Origin of the sequence: Ferrovum sp. JA12, assembly GCF_001431705.1 — a bacterium.
GTDB lineage: Bacteria > Pseudomonadota > Gammaproteobacteria > Burkholderiales > Ferrovaceae > PN-J185.
Genome location: NZ_LJWX01000001.1, coordinates 161,048 through 177,718 on the forward strand (window position 1 = coordinate 161,048; position 16,671 = coordinate 177,718).

At 44.9% G+C, this 16,671-nt stretch carries 15 protein-coding genes; 5 read left to right on the forward strand and 10 right to left on the reverse strand.

From position 1 onward, the window contains the following. Position 1: 1 nt before the first annotated feature. Genes FERRO_RS00935 through FERRO_RS00960 form a run of 6 tightly spaced genes read right to left on the reverse strand, consistent with a single transcriptional unit; the run spans position 2 to position 6,069 of the window. Entirely contained in the window at positions 2 to 733 is a 732-nt protein-coding gene (locus FERRO_RS00935; protein WP_056929008.1) for a DsbC family protein, read from the reverse strand. Then, the gene (locus FERRO_RS00940) at positions 730 to 1,929 is read right to left on the reverse strand and encodes an FAD-dependent monooxygenase (RefSeq protein ID WP_056929009.1); all 1,200 of its coding nucleotides are present in this window, start codon (positions 1,927 to 1,929) and stop codon (positions 730 to 732) included. The genes FERRO_RS00935 and FERRO_RS00940 overlap by 4 nt, the downstream gene beginning before the upstream one ends. Beyond that, positions 1,926 to 3,104 (reverse strand): FAD-dependent monooxygenase, encoded by a 1,179-nt coding sequence (locus FERRO_RS00945; protein WP_056929010.1) that lies wholly within the window; start codon positions 3,102 to 3,104, stop codon positions 1,926 to 1,928. Before FERRO_RS00945 ends, FERRO_RS00940 begins: the two co-directional genes overlap by 4 nt. Next, complete coding sequence (locus tag FERRO_RS00950) at positions 3,089 to 4,399, reverse strand: aminopeptidase P N-terminal domain-containing protein (protein WP_056929011.1); 1,311 nt, start codon at positions 4,397 to 4,399, stop codon at positions 3,089 to 3,091. The genes FERRO_RS00945 and FERRO_RS00950 overlap by 16 nt, the downstream gene beginning before the upstream one ends. Next, on the reverse strand, positions 4,400 to 5,071 hold the full coding sequence (locus tag FERRO_RS00955) for a nucleotidyltransferase family protein (RefSeq protein ID WP_204374705.1): 672 nt from the start codon (positions 5,069 to 5,071) through the stop codon (positions 4,400 to 4,402). Then, positions 5,068 to 6,069 carry an aminoglycoside phosphotransferase family protein gene (locus tag FERRO_RS00960; protein ID WP_056929012.1) on the reverse strand — a complete coding sequence of 334 codons (1,002 nt, stop codon included), beginning with the start codon at positions 6,067 to 6,069 and terminating at the stop codon, positions 5,068 to 5,070. The genes FERRO_RS00955 and FERRO_RS00960 overlap by 4 nt, the downstream gene beginning before the upstream one ends. 109 nt (positions 6,070 to 6,178) lie before the next feature. Here FERRO_RS00960 and FERRO_RS00965 point away from each other — a divergent pair, with 109 nt between their 5' ends. From FERRO_RS00965 to rsmA, 4 genes are read left to right on the forward strand one after another with little or no spacing between them, the layout of a single operon-like run. Beyond that, positions 6,179 to 8,512 (forward strand): LPS-assembly protein LptD, encoded by a 2,334-nt coding sequence (locus tag FERRO_RS00965; RefSeq protein ID WP_160318079.1) that lies wholly within the window; start codon positions 6,179 to 6,181, stop codon positions 8,510 to 8,512. Beyond that, positions 8,509 to 9,828, forward strand: a complete 1,320-nt coding sequence (locus tag FERRO_RS00970; RefSeq protein ID WP_056929014.1) for a peptidylprolyl isomerase — start codon at positions 8,509 to 8,511, stop codon at positions 9,826 to 9,828. The genes FERRO_RS00965 and FERRO_RS00970 overlap by 4 nt, the downstream gene beginning before the upstream one ends. Next, positions 9,818 to 10,807 carry a 4-hydroxythreonine-4-phosphate dehydrogenase PdxA gene (pdxA, locus tag FERRO_RS00975; protein WP_056929015.1) on the forward strand — a complete coding sequence of 330 codons (990 nt, stop codon included), beginning with the start codon at positions 9,818 to 9,820 and terminating at the stop codon, positions 10,805 to 10,807. The genes FERRO_RS00970 and pdxA overlap by 11 nt, the downstream gene beginning before the upstream one ends. After that, on the forward strand, positions 10,807 to 11,586 hold the full coding sequence (gene rsmA / locus FERRO_RS00980) for a 16S rRNA (adenine(1518)-N(6)/adenine(1519)-N(6))-dimethyltransferase RsmA (RefSeq protein ID WP_056929016.1): 780 nt from the start codon (positions 10,807 to 10,809) through the stop codon (positions 11,584 to 11,586). The genes pdxA and rsmA overlap by 1 nt, the downstream gene beginning before the upstream one ends. On the opposite strand, the gene FERRO_RS00985 is transcribed toward rsmA, so the two are convergent. From FERRO_RS00985 to rpe, 4 genes are read right to left on the reverse strand one after another with little or no spacing between them, the layout of a single operon-like run. Then, positions 11,561 to 12,139, reverse strand: a complete 579-nt coding sequence (locus FERRO_RS00985) for an anthranilate synthase component II (protein WP_056929017.1) — start codon at positions 12,137 to 12,139, stop codon at positions 11,561 to 11,563. The two genes, rsmA and FERRO_RS00985, sit on opposite strands and share 26 nt — an antisense overlap. Positions 12,140 to 12,153: 14 nt before the next feature. After that, positions 12,154 to 13,170: an LOG family protein gene (locus tag FERRO_RS00990; protein WP_056929018.1), complete on the reverse strand. Its 1,017-nt coding sequence runs from the start codon at positions 13,168 to 13,170 to the stop codon at positions 12,154 to 12,156. Continuing rightward, positions 13,167 to 14,636 carry an anthranilate synthase component I gene (gene trpE / locus FERRO_RS00995; RefSeq protein WP_056929019.1) on the reverse strand — a complete coding sequence of 490 codons (1,470 nt, stop codon included), beginning with the start codon at positions 14,634 to 14,636 and terminating at the stop codon, positions 13,167 to 13,169. The genes FERRO_RS00990 and trpE overlap by 4 nt, the downstream gene beginning before the upstream one ends. Continuing rightward, positions 14,633 to 15,292, reverse strand: coding sequence for a ribulose-phosphate 3-epimerase (gene rpe / locus FERRO_RS01000; protein WP_056929020.1), 660 nt, complete (start codon positions 15,290 to 15,292; stop codon positions 14,633 to 14,635). Before rpe ends, trpE begins: the two co-directional genes overlap by 4 nt. A 126-nt stretch (positions 15,293 to 15,418) precedes the next feature. Between rpe and mltA the strand changes: the two genes are divergently transcribed. After that, positions 15,419 to 16,618, forward strand: coding sequence for a murein transglycosylase A (gene mltA / locus FERRO_RS01005; RefSeq protein WP_204374706.1), 1,200 nt, complete (start codon positions 15,419 to 15,421; stop codon positions 16,616 to 16,618). Positions 16,619 to 16,671: the final 53 nt, after the last annotated feature.

The window sequence follows — 16,671 nt, forward strand, 5'->3', positions numbered from 1 at the left end:
ATCAATGGGATCCCAGTAGCTTCTCTAAATCATTCGCAGAAATCACCCCGGGTACTTTTTGTCCGTTTTTAAATATTAAAGTGGGGGTGCCGTTAATATTTAATTTCTCCGCTAGCAATTGCACCTTCTCTAAATCAGACACATCGCATTGTGTGTTTTTATTGATCTGTTTCTTATTTAACAGATACTCATCCCAGGCTTGAGCGCGATTGTGAGCACACCAAATTTCTGCAGAGCGTTGCGGTGCATGAGGGTGCAAAGAGGCAATTGGGTAGACAAAAGTATAAATTGTCACATCGTTAATGTTCTTTAATTCAGATTCTAAGCGACGGCAATAGGGGCAATCTGGATCTGAAAAAACCACTAACTCACGCTGTCCATTCCCTTTCACTCTTTTGATAGCGAGAGATAGAGGTAAGTCTTGCCACGCTACAGCGTTGATTGTATCCAATCTTTTTTGCGTCAGGTTTTCAAGGTTAGTGGTTTGATAAATCTCACCGGCAAACAAATAGGATACATTTTTATCCGTATAAATTATCTGATGATCATCTGTGTCAACTTCGTAGAGATCCCACACCCCGGAGGACTGGATACTTTGTATGTGCCCCTTAAGCTTGGGAACTTTACTCAGTATTTTCTCTTTTAACAAGTCATAGTTAGTATCTTGCGCCTCTGCCACCTGACAACAGATTAAACAGAGTACTAGCCCTAATCCCATCATCTTGTATTTCATGCGTGCCCCGCTTGTTTGAGTAATAATTTTTTTATTCCTGGCCATTGATTAATTATACTCATTCCAGTATTCATGACCATGCTAATCCAGGGTTGTGGTGAGTTAAATCCCACATATAACGAGTGAGTTAAGGTTTGCATCAGGAGAATGGATTCTCTTCTTCTTCGGGCGTAGGCCGATAATAATCGAGGATTACCCACATCTTCACTACTGCCCCCCCTCTTTTCAAATAATTCCATAAATGTGCTCACATCGGCTAGCCCTAAGTTTAAACCTTGCCCTGCCATCGGGTGAACTCCATGGGCCGCATCGCCACATAACATAAACCGATCTAACACAAGCGGATCCACTGTCAGCATGAGTAAAGGGAATCGTTGCGGGGGCGTGATTTCTTGAAGGGCTCCGACACCATACCCCACGGCATGGATAATGCTTGTTATGCGCTCACTCGCTGAGGCCTTGACCAGGTATTCAGCTTTAGTGTGTTGTGTTGACCACACCATGGATACTTTTTTATCTGGTAGTGGCAACCAAGCCAATATGTCGCCATCGGGTAAAAACCACTGTTTTGCTTCACCAAGATGATCACGATCACTTTGATAATTAGCAACCACTGCAGAATGCTGATAGGGGATGATTGTCTCATTAATCCCCAATAGTTTTCGTGTGGCGGAATGGACGCCATCTGAGGCAATGAGTAACTTAGCGCCAAATCGTCTGTTATCCTCCAGGGTTACCACACGCTCTTCCCCTTGCAACTCCACCAAACTCACCCTGTCACCATGAAACAAGGTGATCCGTGGATGCTGTTGAACACACTGACGTAAGGCATGAATCATTTGCCTGCTTTCTATAATCACTCCCAAGGAATCATTATCGATAGATTTTTCAGTGGCATTAAAAACAAGCTCTCCACTTCTATCACCCAACACCTTCATGGATCTAATGGGTTGGATACGCTGTTCATCACACAAATCCCATACACCTATTTTTTTCAGATACTCAATACTATTTTCATTTAAGGCATAAATTCTTGAGTCATAGGTGTGTTGATCATGCTGGTTCTGTGCGGGAAGGGCCGCATCGATAATGAAAACCTGTTGCTGATGTTGTGCCAGGGATAAAGCAATGGCCATCCCATTAATGCCAGCGCCTACTATTATTGCGTCAGCTGAAGCATTGGTTAAATAGGTCATTTTAAAACACCCGTCACTCCATACAACATGACTTTAGTGAGCAGACGCCTTAAGGGTGGTACCACGTTAATCCCGAACAGCACTTGATTTCGTAGTTTAGTGACCACAGGAAAATTATTTGAAAAGCCCGTAACAAGTAAATGGGTTAATCCTATGCCAAAGATACGGTCAAATCGTCGTCGTTGCTGGTAAGCTTGATTAAAGGCGACGTCCCCCAAGCCTTTTGCAGAAAACTGCCGAACCACTTCCGTGAGAGCCTTGGCATCCCGCAAACCAAGATTAAAGCCCTGCCCTGCCACAGGATGCATGGTTTGCGCCGCATTACCAATACAAATGAGATGGGGCTTAGTAAGGCTTTCAACAACTTTTAAGGTTAGCGGATAACTGTTTCTTGCCTTGACAGTTAAGAACTGCCCAGATCGATATCCAAAATGGCTCTGCAGTGCTGTCAGAAAGCTCTCGTCAGGGAGAGCCAATAACTCTGTCACTCTCTCTTGCGTGCCAGTCCACACTAATGCGTAATGATCCTCAAAGGGTAACAACGCCACCGGCCCATCAGCGGTAAATCGTTCATAGGCCATTCCCTCATGGGCTTTACTACAGGTGACATGGGCCACTAAGGCCACTTGTTTATACACACTTTCATACTTGTTTTTAAATAATGAGGCGGTTAACTGTTTCCCTCCGTCCGCTAAAATGGCCAGGGAAGCGATCATCTTTCTTGGTCTCTCGCCGCCTATGTCAATCTCGGCAAACCCTTCACCTGAGGTAACCTGCACAACAGGAGAGCTGGTTTCGATGTTAACCGAGGTATTGTTAAGGGCTTGGAGAAGGGTGTCGACCAATACGTTATACTTTAGGACATAGCCTAAAGCTGGCAAACCCATTTCATCGGCAGTTAACAGCGTTTGGCCACAATGACCTTTATCTGTGACATGAATCTTTTTAATAGATGTTGTGGCCGTGGAGGGCCAGGCATGAATATTCTCTAATATGTCACGACTCCCCTGCGAGAGAGCAAGAGTTCTTTTTTCATCCGCGTGGAGATGATCACGGGCCTCAAGAAGAACCACCTTCAACCCAAAACCAGAGAGTCCCAATGCGACGGCAGAACCCACCGGTCCAGCTCCAATCACCGCAATATCTACTTTATCCCAGGTTACTGATTCATCCATGACTCAATTTCATCCACTGTTTTATAAGCTTGATTAGTGAGTATCTCAACCCCTTGGTGCGTCACCAATACGTCATCTTCAATTCTAATACCAATCCCATGAAACTGTTCTGGGACCGAGGAATCTGCTCTGATATACAGTCCCGGCTCAACCGTCATGACCATACCTGGCTCAAGACGACGAGATTGTCCCTCAACACTGTACTGCCCCACATCATGAACATCTCTACCCAGCCAATGACCTGTTCGGTGCATATAAAAACGCCGATAATCCCCTGACTCAATAACGCCATCCACTGTTCCAGTGCAGAGTTTCAAATCAATTAATCCCGCAACCAAGGCTCGAACAGCGCACAGATGGTAATCATTAAATTGAATACCCGGTTTAATGCAGTCAATGGCTTTCATTTGTGCATCTAATACTATTTCATATAATTCTTTTTGTACTCCCGAAAAGGACCCGCTCATCGGAAAGGTTCTCGTGATGTCAGAGGCATAGCCTTGCCATTCACAACCCGCATCAATCAACATTAAGTCCTTTTTATTGAGGCTCCCATTATTTTCTATATAGTGAAGTATCGTGGCATGGTTTCCCGCCGCAACAATTGACGGATAGGCCGGGGCGTCGGCACCGGAGTGTTTAAATTCATGCAGAATTACCGCCTCAATCTCATACTCATAGCGCGCATCTTTTATAGCCAGCATAGAACGATTATGGGCCCGAGCTGCAATGTTAGCTCCATGGCGCAGGATTGCAATTTCTGATGAGTCTTTAATTAAACGCATTTCATGGATACTGGAGAGTACATCTACCCATTGACTGGGAGCGCTCACGCCCTGCCTAGCCCTCGACTTGATGTCGTTGATAGCGTTAACAATACTCTCTTCCAAGGGGCTTTTATTACCCCAAGTGGAGAAAATCGTGGTCTGATCGGTCAGATAATGGGATAACCGGTCATTCAATTCATGAATTGAATAGGCCTCATCCATAGCGAGCTCTTCCACCGCAGCCTCTGGCCCCAGACGAAGACCATCCCATATTTCTTTGTCAGGATCTTTCGGCTGACAAAACAAAATATCCTGTGACAGGCCATCATGAATAATCATCAGTAATACTGCATTGGGCTCTTTAAAACCCGTGAGATAGTGAAAATTACTATCCCAACGATAATTAAAATGCGTATCAGCGTTTCTGATAACTTGGGGGGCAGTACATAGGATGAATACCCCTTCTTTTAAAGTACGAGCTAAGCGTTGTCGTCTTTGTTTGAAATCTTGCTCGATCAGCCCTATCATTTATCGACTCATTAGTTGGTTAATTCTCGTTAATTCATTTATCGTACCGATGTTAGACCACAATCCTGTAAAAAGTTGTCCACTCACCTGTTGTCGAGCGACTGCCTGCCTCAGATATTGTCCCAAGTCCAACACTTGTCCAGAGGGAAAAGCGGTTAAAGCCTGCCGTTGATATAGACCCATATTGCCATAAGTATAGGCAGTCTGGTTAGGCTCTTGAACGCGGTCTAAATGAAGAGAAAAGTCCCCTTCAAAGGGGCTCTTTTCAATTAATACAAGATGCGCCACATCTTGATTCTCAAGGGATCTATTGAGTAAGGGCTGAAAATCAAAATCTGTAAAAATATCTGCGCTCAGCACCAAAAATTGTTCTTCTTGGAGTAAGGGAAGAGCGTTAACAATTCCCCCAAGCGTGCCTAAGGCGCTCTCTTCAACAGAATAATCAATTGTTACCTGGAAGCGACTGCCATCACCCAGCGCCTTTTCAATCAGGTGACCCAGCCAAGACAGGTTTATAACAATGTGCTCTACCCCCGCTCGAGCCAGCGCTTCCACATGTCTTTCAATCAGCGTCTTGCCCTTCACAAGTTGTAGGGGTTTTGGCATAGTATCCGTCAATGGACGCATTCTCTCCCCGCGGCCTGCCGCAAGAATCATGACCTCAGTAATCAAAAGGTATACCCTGTATCCACATGGCTATTTTCAATATAATCCAGGACTCTCATTAACGGAGACAGTTCTTGATAACGGGAGACAGCACTTCTTAAGTATCCCCAAACACGGGGAATATCCGCCAAATAACTCAATTTATGGTCTCGGTGGGCCAGTCTTGCAAAAATACCCACCACTTTTAAATGTCGTTGAATTCCCATCATCTCAACATCACGATAAAACTGAGAAAAGTCATTGTCTTCTAACATGTTTTCCCGTCGCAGCTCTTGCCAGTAGCGGATCAACCAATCCAACTGCTGCTCTTCAGGCCAAGCAATATAAGCATCTCTGAGTAGGGAGACCGGGTCATAAGTCAGCGGTCCGTAGACCGCATCCTGAAAATCAATAATGCCTAACCCTCCCTTATAAATCATTAGGTTACGACTATGATAATCACGATGCACCCACACCCTCTTTTGTTTCATTATACTGGCTATGATGCGATCTATCGCTTTATTTAAGGAGACGGTGAGCTCGTCACTCAGCACCATCTTTTTTTCTACCGTCACATACCAGTCGTTAAATAAAGCCATTTCATGACGCAACAATTGTTCAGAATAATCTGGAAATATTCCTGGCTGACTGTTTTTTTGGATGGGAATAAGTGCCTGCAAGGCTTGTTGATACCATAGGTTAGCCTCATCGGGATAGTGCGACACTCTCTGTAAAAACGTCTCAGTGCCAAAATCCGTTAATAATAAAAAACCCAACTCGGGTGCCTGACGAAAAATCTCAGGCACAGCTACGCCAACTTGGTACAATTGCTGTTGCACGGTGATGAAAGGACGACAATCCTCTAAGTTTGGCGGGGCATCCATCACAATAAATGACTCCCCCTGCCATGAGAATCGATAATATCGTCGATGGGAAGCATCAGCTGAGGCTGGGATAACCTCATTGGCCGAAACGGGATGGCTCTCATTGAGCCATGTCATGAGTGCCTGAAATCTCTGATCCATGTCATCCTTGATCTTCGTTGCAATAAGACTTACTTTATGAGATTTTAACAAAATTAAACAATGAATTGACTGTCTGATGCCGCCTTTTTTATTCCGTAGATTGCTCATATTGTTACTACTATTGCCATGGGAGGCTTTAGCTGAAGACAGTATTGATCATGCCCTTATACTGCAACCCGCAAAAAAATATCGTTTATCTATCCCGCCCCTCCCTGATAACGAGCAGGTTGTATTTATCCGTGGTGATCATGTGGTATCTCAAAATGGTTTTGTGGCTCAAGCAGATGGGCACGCTGAAGCACGTCGCGGCAGCCTGTCTTTATTCGCTGACCACATTTACTTCAAACAACAAACCAACACCATCGATGCGACAGACCACGTTCATTTGGTCAAAGATGGGTTAATTACCGTAGACGGACCCCATGGTGTATTGAATATGGATACCCATCAAGGCTTTTTCGACAATCCAACTTTGTTTTACGCCCCAACCCCAGATCGACCCTGGGGGGCCAGGGTAAGCGCCTCCTTAATGAACTTCTTAAACGATCATCAGGAACATGGTATCAATAGTTCTTACACCACCTGCCCCATTGGACGAGACGATTGGAGTATTAATACAAGCTCCCTGGATTTAAATCAAGAAACCAACAAAGGAACCGCCCATAACGGGACCATTGATTTTATGGGCACTCCCATATTGTATGCTCCCCAGCTCACCTTCCCTCTCAATGGTTCACGTCAATCCGGGTTTTTGTCTCCGACCATTGGGGCGAGTACCAGCACCGGACAGGATTACGCTATTCCCTATTATTTTAATTTAGCGCCTAATTTTGACGACACCCTTACTCCAAGAACCATGAGTGCCAGGGGTATTCAGTTGGGGAATGATTTTCGTTACCTAGAACCCGCCTTCTCTGGTGATTTAATCACTGAAATTCTTCCTCATGATGTACAAACCAATACTTCCCGTTGGTTTTATAGCTGGAAAAATAATTACGCTATTGCACCAGGTGTTGGGGTATCCACGGACATCGAGCAAGTGTCTGACCCCAATTACTTTAACGATTTGAGTTCACTGTTGTCACCCTTGGCTTTGGCATATTTACCAAGAAACATTAACTTAACTTACAACCGTATCCCTAACTGGACCATTAATTTACAATCTATTTCATACCAAACATTATTCGGCGCCACGCCTCAATACCGGATGGAGCCACAAATTAATGCCAATTATTCTAAAATCAGTGAGAGTGGAAATTACGCTATTGATGCTGTCAATCAGTACACTAACTTTGTCAGTCCGGGTTTTTACATTAATGGTAATTCTAATTACAACGGGATTGTCTACAATGCCGCACAACAATCTGTCACGAGCGCCGATCGCTTTGTGAGTTACCCCTCCATCACTTTTCCATTTCACAATAGTTATAGTTTTATTAAATTCAAAACGGGGCTTAACCTGACGCAATACAATTTAACTGAATTTGCGAATCAAGCAGGCTATCCCTCCTCAACCTTAACAAGAACGTTACCCATTACGAGCGTAGACTCGGGGCTGATTTTTGAAAGAAACGACTCTCTACTGGGTCATAGCTATACACAAACCCTGGAGCCCAGGCTTTACTACCTATATATCCCCTATCAAAATCAGTCACAGTTTCCGGTTTTTGATACTTCCCTGGCTAATTTTGACTCAACGACCATATTCTCAGAAAACCAATTTAATGGTTATGATCGAATCAATAATGCAAACCAGTTAACGGCAGCCGTCACCTCTCGGTTTATTGAACCCACCTCGCAAATTGAGGAATTAAGACTCATGGTGGGGCAACGTTTTTATTTCACACAAAATCAAGTATTGCTGCCAGGGGAAGCCGCTTACCCTTATAGCGTGTCAGACTATATTGCTGAAGCCAGTGCAAATATTAATAACAAATGGAAATTCAGCGGCACCCTTGATTTAAACGCACAAACCCATCAAACAGAACAGATTTATATTTATGGTAATTACTCACCGGCCCCAGGAAAACTAGTTAATGTTGGCTATCAAAATAATGTTAATCAATTCTTTACGATTAACCCCACGATTACGCCAGCGCAGGTGTATAACAACACCATTCAAACCTTTTCCTATTTTCCGATTCGCCAGTGGGATGTGTCTACACAATGGCCGGTGACACAACAAATATCAGTCCTCGGGCGAGTGTCCTATTCGACAATTATCAATCAAGTCATGCAAGGTTTGATGGGAATTGAGTATAATCAAGGTTGTTGGGCATTACGCTTAGTCAGTACACGATTTGCAGTGTCATCGATTCAAACCAACTCTGCATTTTTTATTCAATTAGAATTAGGAGGACTTGGTTTAGGGCAAAACCCACTGCAGTCACTACTGCTGAATATTCCAGGTTACGTTAAAACCACTACCCTTGATACCCCATGATATCTCTAAAGAAAATTTTTACTTCAGCCTTTATTTACTTATTATTGCTATATGGCTTTGCAGCAGGGGCTGTTGATAAACAACCAGCTCCCCCTGATGTGATTGATCGGATTGTGGCCGTGGTTAACTCTGACGTGATCACCTCCTCAGATTTGGCAGACAAAACCAACTTAATTGCGAAACAACTTCAACAACAAAATATTCCCTTACCAGATAAAAAAATCCTGATGCGGCAAGTATTGGAAAAAATGATCTATGACTCAGTACAAAAACAATACGCTATTGAGATGGGGCTTAACGTGGAAGACTCACAACTTGATCAAGCAATTGAAAGAATCGCTGCCAGTAATCATTTATCCGTTAAGAATTTTTACAAGCAAGTCACTACCGAAGGGGTTCCAGTTAAAAAATTTCGTGAAGAAATTCGCACTGAAATGCTGTTGGCTGAATTAAAGAAAAGAGAAGTGGATAACAAAGTTCAAGTGAGTGACAGTGAAATCAAAGCACAACTGGCCCAAGAAAAAAAATTAGGTGCCAACGCACAAGAAGAATATGAAATTGCCCATATTTATGTTGCAGTCCCGGAAAACTCTACCAGAGATCAACGCGAAGCGAGCCGAAAAAAAATAGAAAAAGCCTTAAATATTATTAAATCCGGTACAGCTTTTTCTCAAGTGGCCGCCAGTTATTCAGATGCGCCCGATGCACTTCAAGGTGGGAACTTAGGCTGGCGTCCCTCATCTCGCCTTCCCGTTCTGTTTGTAGAAGCCTTACAAACCATGCATGCAGGCGATGTGAGTAAGATCTTAGAAACCTCCAACGGTTTTCATTTGATTCAATTATTAGATGTTCGCGGTGGCGCTAGTGCCAAAAAAATAACTCAGTATCATGTCCGTCAGATCCTCGTGAAAGTCAATCCAGGGCAAGAAGCGGAAGCCAAAAGAAAGATTTTATCCCTCTATGATCGTTTACGGGGTGGGGAAGACTTTGCCAAAGTAGCCAGCTTGGCCTCCGAAGATGACAGTCGGAACAACGGGGGCGACGTGGGTTGGATTACAGCAGGAGAGACCCTGCCGGAGTTTGAAAAAGAACTGGTCCCTCTTCATGTTGGCGACATCAGTCAACCCTTTCAAACCGCCTTGGGTTGGCATATTGTTCAATTGGTGGGTGAGCGACAAAATGATACGTCTCTGGAAGGACGTATGGCAGCTATTAGACAAGGCATTACCGCCCGTAAAACCGATGAATTGTTCGATGAATGGGTTCGCCAACTCAGGGATAATGCCTACGTCGATATAAGAACCGATGACTACTAAATATAATAAACGGATTGCCCTATCAGTGGGCGAACCCGCAGGGATAGGACCTGATCTCGCCGTATTATTAGCCCATCAAGCTCAGTGTGAGGCCCAACTGATTTTTTGCGCTGACCAGCACTTACTGAGCTCACGGGCCGCCCTGTTAGGCATCCCATTCGATTACGAGGAATTTGATCCTCATCATAGCGAACAATGCCAGGGAGCCGTTTACGTATGGCATCATCCTCTGAAATCCCCTGTGACACCAGGGCAACTGAACAGCGCTAATGCCCCTTATGTGTTAGAAGCCCTCAATAGTGCGGCGGAGTTAACCGCGCAGGGCATAAGCCACGCTTTGGTTACGGGTCCCATTCAAAAAAGCATTATCGAAGAGGCTGGAATTCCGTTTACTGGCCACACAGAATATTTGGCACATAAATTTACTGTCCCTAAAGTGGTCATGCTGTTAGAGGGAGGCCATCTTCGGGTAGCTTTGGCCACCACTCATTTACCGTTAAGTTGCGTTGCCAGCGCCATTACAGAAGAGGATTTGTTTTCAACTATACAAATCCTTCATCAGGGATTAATTCATCGCTTTGGGATCCCGCAGCCAACTATTAAGGTTGCTGGCCTCAACCCTCATGCAGGTGAGAATGGTCACTTGGGCCTTGAGGAAATCACCATTATCTCTCCCGTGATAGAACGCTGCCGTGCATTGGGGCAACATATTGACGGCCCCTTCTCTGCCGATACTCTCTTTCTTGATGAGGTACTTCAAGGAGTGGACTGTGTTCTTGCCATGTATCATGATCAAGGCCTCCCTGTATTAAAAACCAAAAGCTTTGGTCAGGGCGTGAATATTACCCTGGGCTTACCTATCATTCGCACATCCGTTGATCATGGAACCGCTTTGTCACTGGCTGGCAAAAAAGAGAGCTTGATTGACACGGGCAGCTTAAAACAAGCCATTGACACCGCTTTATCCATGCAAACATAATGGCCAGACATATTCCTCGAAAGCGCTTTGGGCAACATTTTTTGGTGGATCAATCTGTTATTAAACAGATTATTCTAGCCAGCCATCTCAAGCAAACCGATCATGTCATTGAAATTGGCCCAGGCTTAGGAGCGCTCACTCATCCCTTATTGGCCGAGTTAAATCATCTCACCATCATTGAACTCGATAGAAACTTAATTGACTATTGGCAACAACAAACCCAATACAAGGATAAGTTATCCATTATTGACAGCGATGTACTGGCGGTCAATTTTAAAGAGTTCCCACAGGGTTATCGTCTCTTTGGAAACCTCCCCTATAATATTTCCACCCCCTTACTGTTTCACTTAAATGATGGTGCCACTCAATGGCAGGACGCTCATTTTATGCTTCAAAAAGAAGTGGTCGATCGCTTGACGGCGTTACCCAATTGCCGAGACTACGGACGTTTAACGGTGATGATGTCCTACCGCTATAATCTGGAGCATTTGTTTGATGTGCCGCCCGAAGCCTTTGATCCCCCACCAAAAGTGATGTCTGCTATGGTCAGACTAATGCCCAAACCCCCAGAGCAACTCACTGCACACAATGAGAAACATTTTGAAAAACTGGTGATGACAGCTTTTTCTCAAAGAAGGAAAATGCTTCGCTCAACGCTTAAAGGTTGGGTGAGTGACCACCAATGGCGCGAGCTCGGAATGGATTCTCAGCGTCGTGCTGAAACGCTGAGCTTAGAAGAGTTTATTAATATGTCTAATTATTTGTGCGATACAGATTAAGAAAATTATTCAGTAGCTGATGCCCCTGTTCCGTTAGAATGGATTCAGGATGAAACTGAACCCCCTCTAATGGATAGTGGATATGTTTTAAGCCCATGATTTCTCCATCCTGGGTCCAGGCGGTCACTGTTAACTCAGCAGGTAACGATTCCCTCTCAACAGCTAACGAATGATAACGAGTGGCCTTCATGGGATTGGGAAGATCCGTAAAAACTCCTTGATGCTGATGAAAGATGGGGGAGACTTTACCATGCATCACAGTCTTAGCATGAATCACCTTACCACCCAAGGCCTCGCCAATGGCTTGATGACCTAAACACACACCCAGGATGGGGATGTGTCCAGCTAATTGACGAATCACTTCCACGGATATACCCGCTTCCTTGGGGCTACAGGGACCAGGGGAGATCACGATATAACTTGGCTTGAGTTGAATGACCTCTTGCAGAGTGATGTCGTCATTTCTTTTGACCAAGACTTCCTCACCTAATTCACCAAAATACTGGACTAGGTTATAGGTGAACGAATCATAATTATCAATCATTAACAGCATAGGTTTTTCAATCACTAAATAGGGTCGGGCCGCAGTGAGGATTTGGTTCTAGGTAGAATATGTCCTTCACCATCAAAAATATCAGTTCCATTATTACGATGCCATTCTTTGATACCAGACCACACCTCATCAGCGGTTTCCGCGTACCAAAAAAGATTCAAATCTTCTTGATCAATATTGCCATATTCCAATAGCCGTTCAAAGTTAACCACCTCACGCCAATAACTCTCACCCACTAACACAATGGGAATGGGGGCAATTTTTCTGGTTTGAATGAGGGTTAATGCGCCAAACAACTCATCTAAGGTGCCATAGCCTCCAGGCACTGCCACCAAGGCGACTGCGCGTTTCATAAAATGCAATTTACGCAAAGCAAAATAGTGAAACTGAAAACATAACCCCGGTGTGATATAGGGATTGGGGTACTGCTCTCTGGGCAGGGTAATGTTTAAGCCCACGGTGCGAGCCCCCACCTCAAAGGCTCCTCGGTTAGCCGCCTCCATGCCACCGGGGCCCCCTCCTGTCATAATGACTAAACTTGAATCCTGCGGTCCATGACCTGACTGCCCCACTAATCGACCTAACTGACGAGCCACTTCATAATACCGTGACAATCCAACCTGTTTTTCCGATAGACGGACCTCTTGTTGTAAAGCCGAATTAGTAGGGTCGGCTGCCAATTTGGATAAGATTAACTCGTGATCCATTTTAGCCACTCTCTCGTCTTTTAAGCGAGTACTGCCAAACACCACAATCGCATGATGAATGCCATAGGCATTCATGGTGGCCTCAGCTTTGGTGTAATCCAATTGCAAACGAACGCCTCTTAACTCGTCTTCATGGATAAAGGACACATCACGATCAGGCTCAACATAGGAGGGATTATCCATAATCTCCTGTTGGCGTCGCTTTAACTCCTCAGCCTGCTGAATGCTTACCGGATGCTCCCATGGCAGAGGGCATACTCTCTCTAGTCTACGGGGGGGGGTCGGGATCCCTTTAGAGTGGTCTTGATGAGAGTTATCTGTCATGGCGAGTTAAGTCCTTGTTCTGCTAATTGAGCCGCTTTGTGAACGGCACGGGACTTATTAACCGTTTCTTGCCATTCGTTGGCCGCTTCGGAATCTGCGACAATTCCACCGCCTGCTTGGACATATAACACTTCGTCCTTAATCACTGCCGTGCGAATGGCTATAGCTAAATCCATATTTCCCGAATAATCAAGATACCCCACCGCCCCACCATATACCCCTCGGCGCAGTGGCTCCAATTCATCAATAATTTCAAGGGCACGAATCTTCGGCGCGCCACTTAAGGTGCCTGCCGGAAAAGTGGCTTTTAAGACATCCATGGCCTTCAAACCTGGTTTGAGCTTCCCTTCCACATTTGAGACAATATGCATGACGTGGGAGTAACGCTCAATCACCATTTTTTCTGTAACGATCACCGACCCCGTCTGAGCAATCCGACCCACGTCATTGCGACCCAAGTCCATTAACATAATATGCTCGGCAATTTCTTTGGGATCATTTAACAAATCCCTGGCCAAATCGTCATCCTCAAGCTCGTCTTGCCCACGAGGCCTTGTGCCAGCAATAGGTCTTAAGGTGACTTTATCCTGTTCTAGGCGCACTAAAATTTCCGGCGAGGCTCCCACCACATAAAAGTCACCCATGTTGTAATAGAACATATAGGGCGACGGGTTAAGTCTTCTGAGGGCCCGATATAAGGCCAAGGGCTTGGCTGTAAAGCTTCGATGCATACGACGGCTCAACACCACCTGCATAATATCGCCTGCTGTAATGTAATCAAGTGCTCGTTTGATGGCGCTCTCATGCCATTGCTGATCGGTGTCGTTAAGTAATTCCTCTGACTCGCTGATCAGTAACTCCGGTAATACTGGCGGTTTTTTAAGTTCAAGAGATAACTCGTCTAAGCGTTTTACCGCTTGTTCAAAACCCTGCGGATGCGCGGCGTTAGCATAAACAATTAAGTGCAACTGCCCTGACAGATTATCAATCACCACTAACTCAGTGGTCACTAACAAGAGAATATCAGGTGTTCCGATATCATCCTCTTTCCAACCCTGACTCAACCGGGGTTCAATGTAGCGAATAATGTCATGGCCGAAATAACCGGCTAAGCCCCCACAAAAACGGGGTAACGATTTAATGGGAGCGGCTTTATATTGTCCCTGGTAATGTTCAATAAAATCCAGGGGATTCTCAACAGTTAAGGTCTCTGTGGCCATCCCTTCAGTTTCAATGACCACTTGGTATTGGGTCACTCGAATACGTTTTTGAGCAGGTAAACCAATGAAAGAATAGCGACCAAAGCGCTCCCCCCCATGCACTGACTCCAACAAAAAAGTATAAGGAGCTTGGGCCAATTTGGCGTAGACGGAAAGGGGGGTATCCAAATCAGCCAATTGCGTTTTCACAACAGGAATTAAGTTATATCCTGATTGACTTAAGGCAATAAACTCATCTTTTGTCATCGACTCAACTCTTTGCGCATAGCAGAAATAGTTGCAAGATAATCTGGCGTATTAAATATTGCCGATCCCGCAACAAACGTATCGGCTCCAGCCTCTTTGATGGCATGAATATTATCCACCTTCACGCCACCGTCTATTTCTAACAAAATATCATGTCCCGATTGATTGATTCGAGATCTCACTTCACGTAATTTATTTAAGGCTTCAGGAATAAAAGACTGGCCACCAAAACCCGGATTCACTGACATAATGAGGATTAAATCCAATTTATCCATAACATGATCTAAGTAACTAAGGGGAGTGGCGGGATTAAACACCAACCCTGCCCGACATCCTTGATCATGGATCAGACCAATTGTCCGGTCAATATGTTCACTGGCCTCAGGATGAAAACTGATAATTCCGGCCCCCGCTTTAGCAAAGTCTGGAATAATACGATCCACCGGTTTGACCATTAAATGCACATCAATCGGAACCGTGGCGTAGGATCGAATCGCTTCACAGACCAAGGGGCCAATAGTCAAGTTTGGGACATAGTGATTATCCATCACGTCAAAGTGAATTAAGTCAGCTCCCGCTTGGATAACCTCGGTAACCTCCTGTCCCAGTTTAGCAAAATCGGCAGACAACAAACTCGGTGCAATCTTATAAGACATCTTCTCTCCCCCTAAAATTATTGATCTGGGTTTTATTCTATCAGAGTGTGCACTTCGCTTCAGAGACGCTGTGATATTCTTTTTTTAATTTTTAAAGAAATCGTTATAATATTAATACTTGAATCTATGATGAAGCATTTCACTTTACTTTTATTACTGTTTGTAACAGGATGCGCGAGTCTCCCCCAAGATAAGGAGCCCTCTCAAGGTACGAGTCCGCCCCCGGTGACTTGCCCCTCGCCCAGCCCTCCTATTGCGGGATATCAACCTCCTCATTTTGTGAAAACAGACTTTGCGTCTCTTCCTGATTGGCATAAAGGGGTTCATCCTGAGGCCTGGACAGCTCTTCTCAGGCAGTGCACAACCTTACAAAATAAACCACATTGGAACAAGATTTGCTCCGCCGCTAAGGCTCTTGGTGAAGGGGTCTCGGCCTCAGCACAACTGCATTTTTTTGAAAACCACTTTGATGTATGGCAAATTAAGAATGCCGACGACACTCCTAACGGGCTGATTACTGGGTATTACGAGCCTGTGTTAAAGGGTAGCCTGACTCGTACACATTATTATAACTACCCCATCTACGCCGAACCCAAGGATCTGTTAACCATCGACTTAGGGGCCATCGTGCCTGAACTCAAGGGTAAACGGTTACGCGGCAGGCTTCAAGGCCAAAAGGTGGTTCCGTACCTATCGAGGGCCGATATCGACTTAGCGGATCCACCGCTCAATGCGCCAGTACTCGCCTTTGTTCACGACCCAGTGGATTTGTTTTTTATGCAAATTCAAGGTTCTGGGCAAATTATTCTGGATCATGGTGCTCATCTTCATTTAGGCTATGCTGACCAAAATGGTTACCCCTACCGCTCAATTGGTCGATATTTAATTGATCAAAAAGAATTAACGCTGAGTCATGCGTCAGTAAACGGCATAAAAAAATGGTTACATAAGCACCCTAACCAACTGCATCATCTCCTCAACCAAAACCCCAGTTATGTGTTTTTCAAAATTCTACCTGATAACTTGGTCGATCCCATTGGAGCTTTGGGTGTCCCACTCACGCCCCAGGCAAGTTTGGCGGTGGATACACGGGCCATTCCACTGGGTAGCCCTATTTACCTCAATACCACCTATCCCGACCGCACACGTCCACTCACTAAGCTGATGTTTGCTCAGGACATGGGAGGGGCCATTAGAGGAGCAGTGAGAGCGGATTTTTATTGGGGAACCGGTTCTAATGCCGGCCAAGAAGCAGGGGCTATGCGGCAATCGGGACAAATGTGGGTGTTTTACCCTAAGGGGAGCGAACCTGTTCTGACACATTAAAGGACAGAGTTAGGATAAGACAGTTATAATGGAATTATTCTTCACTTATTGTA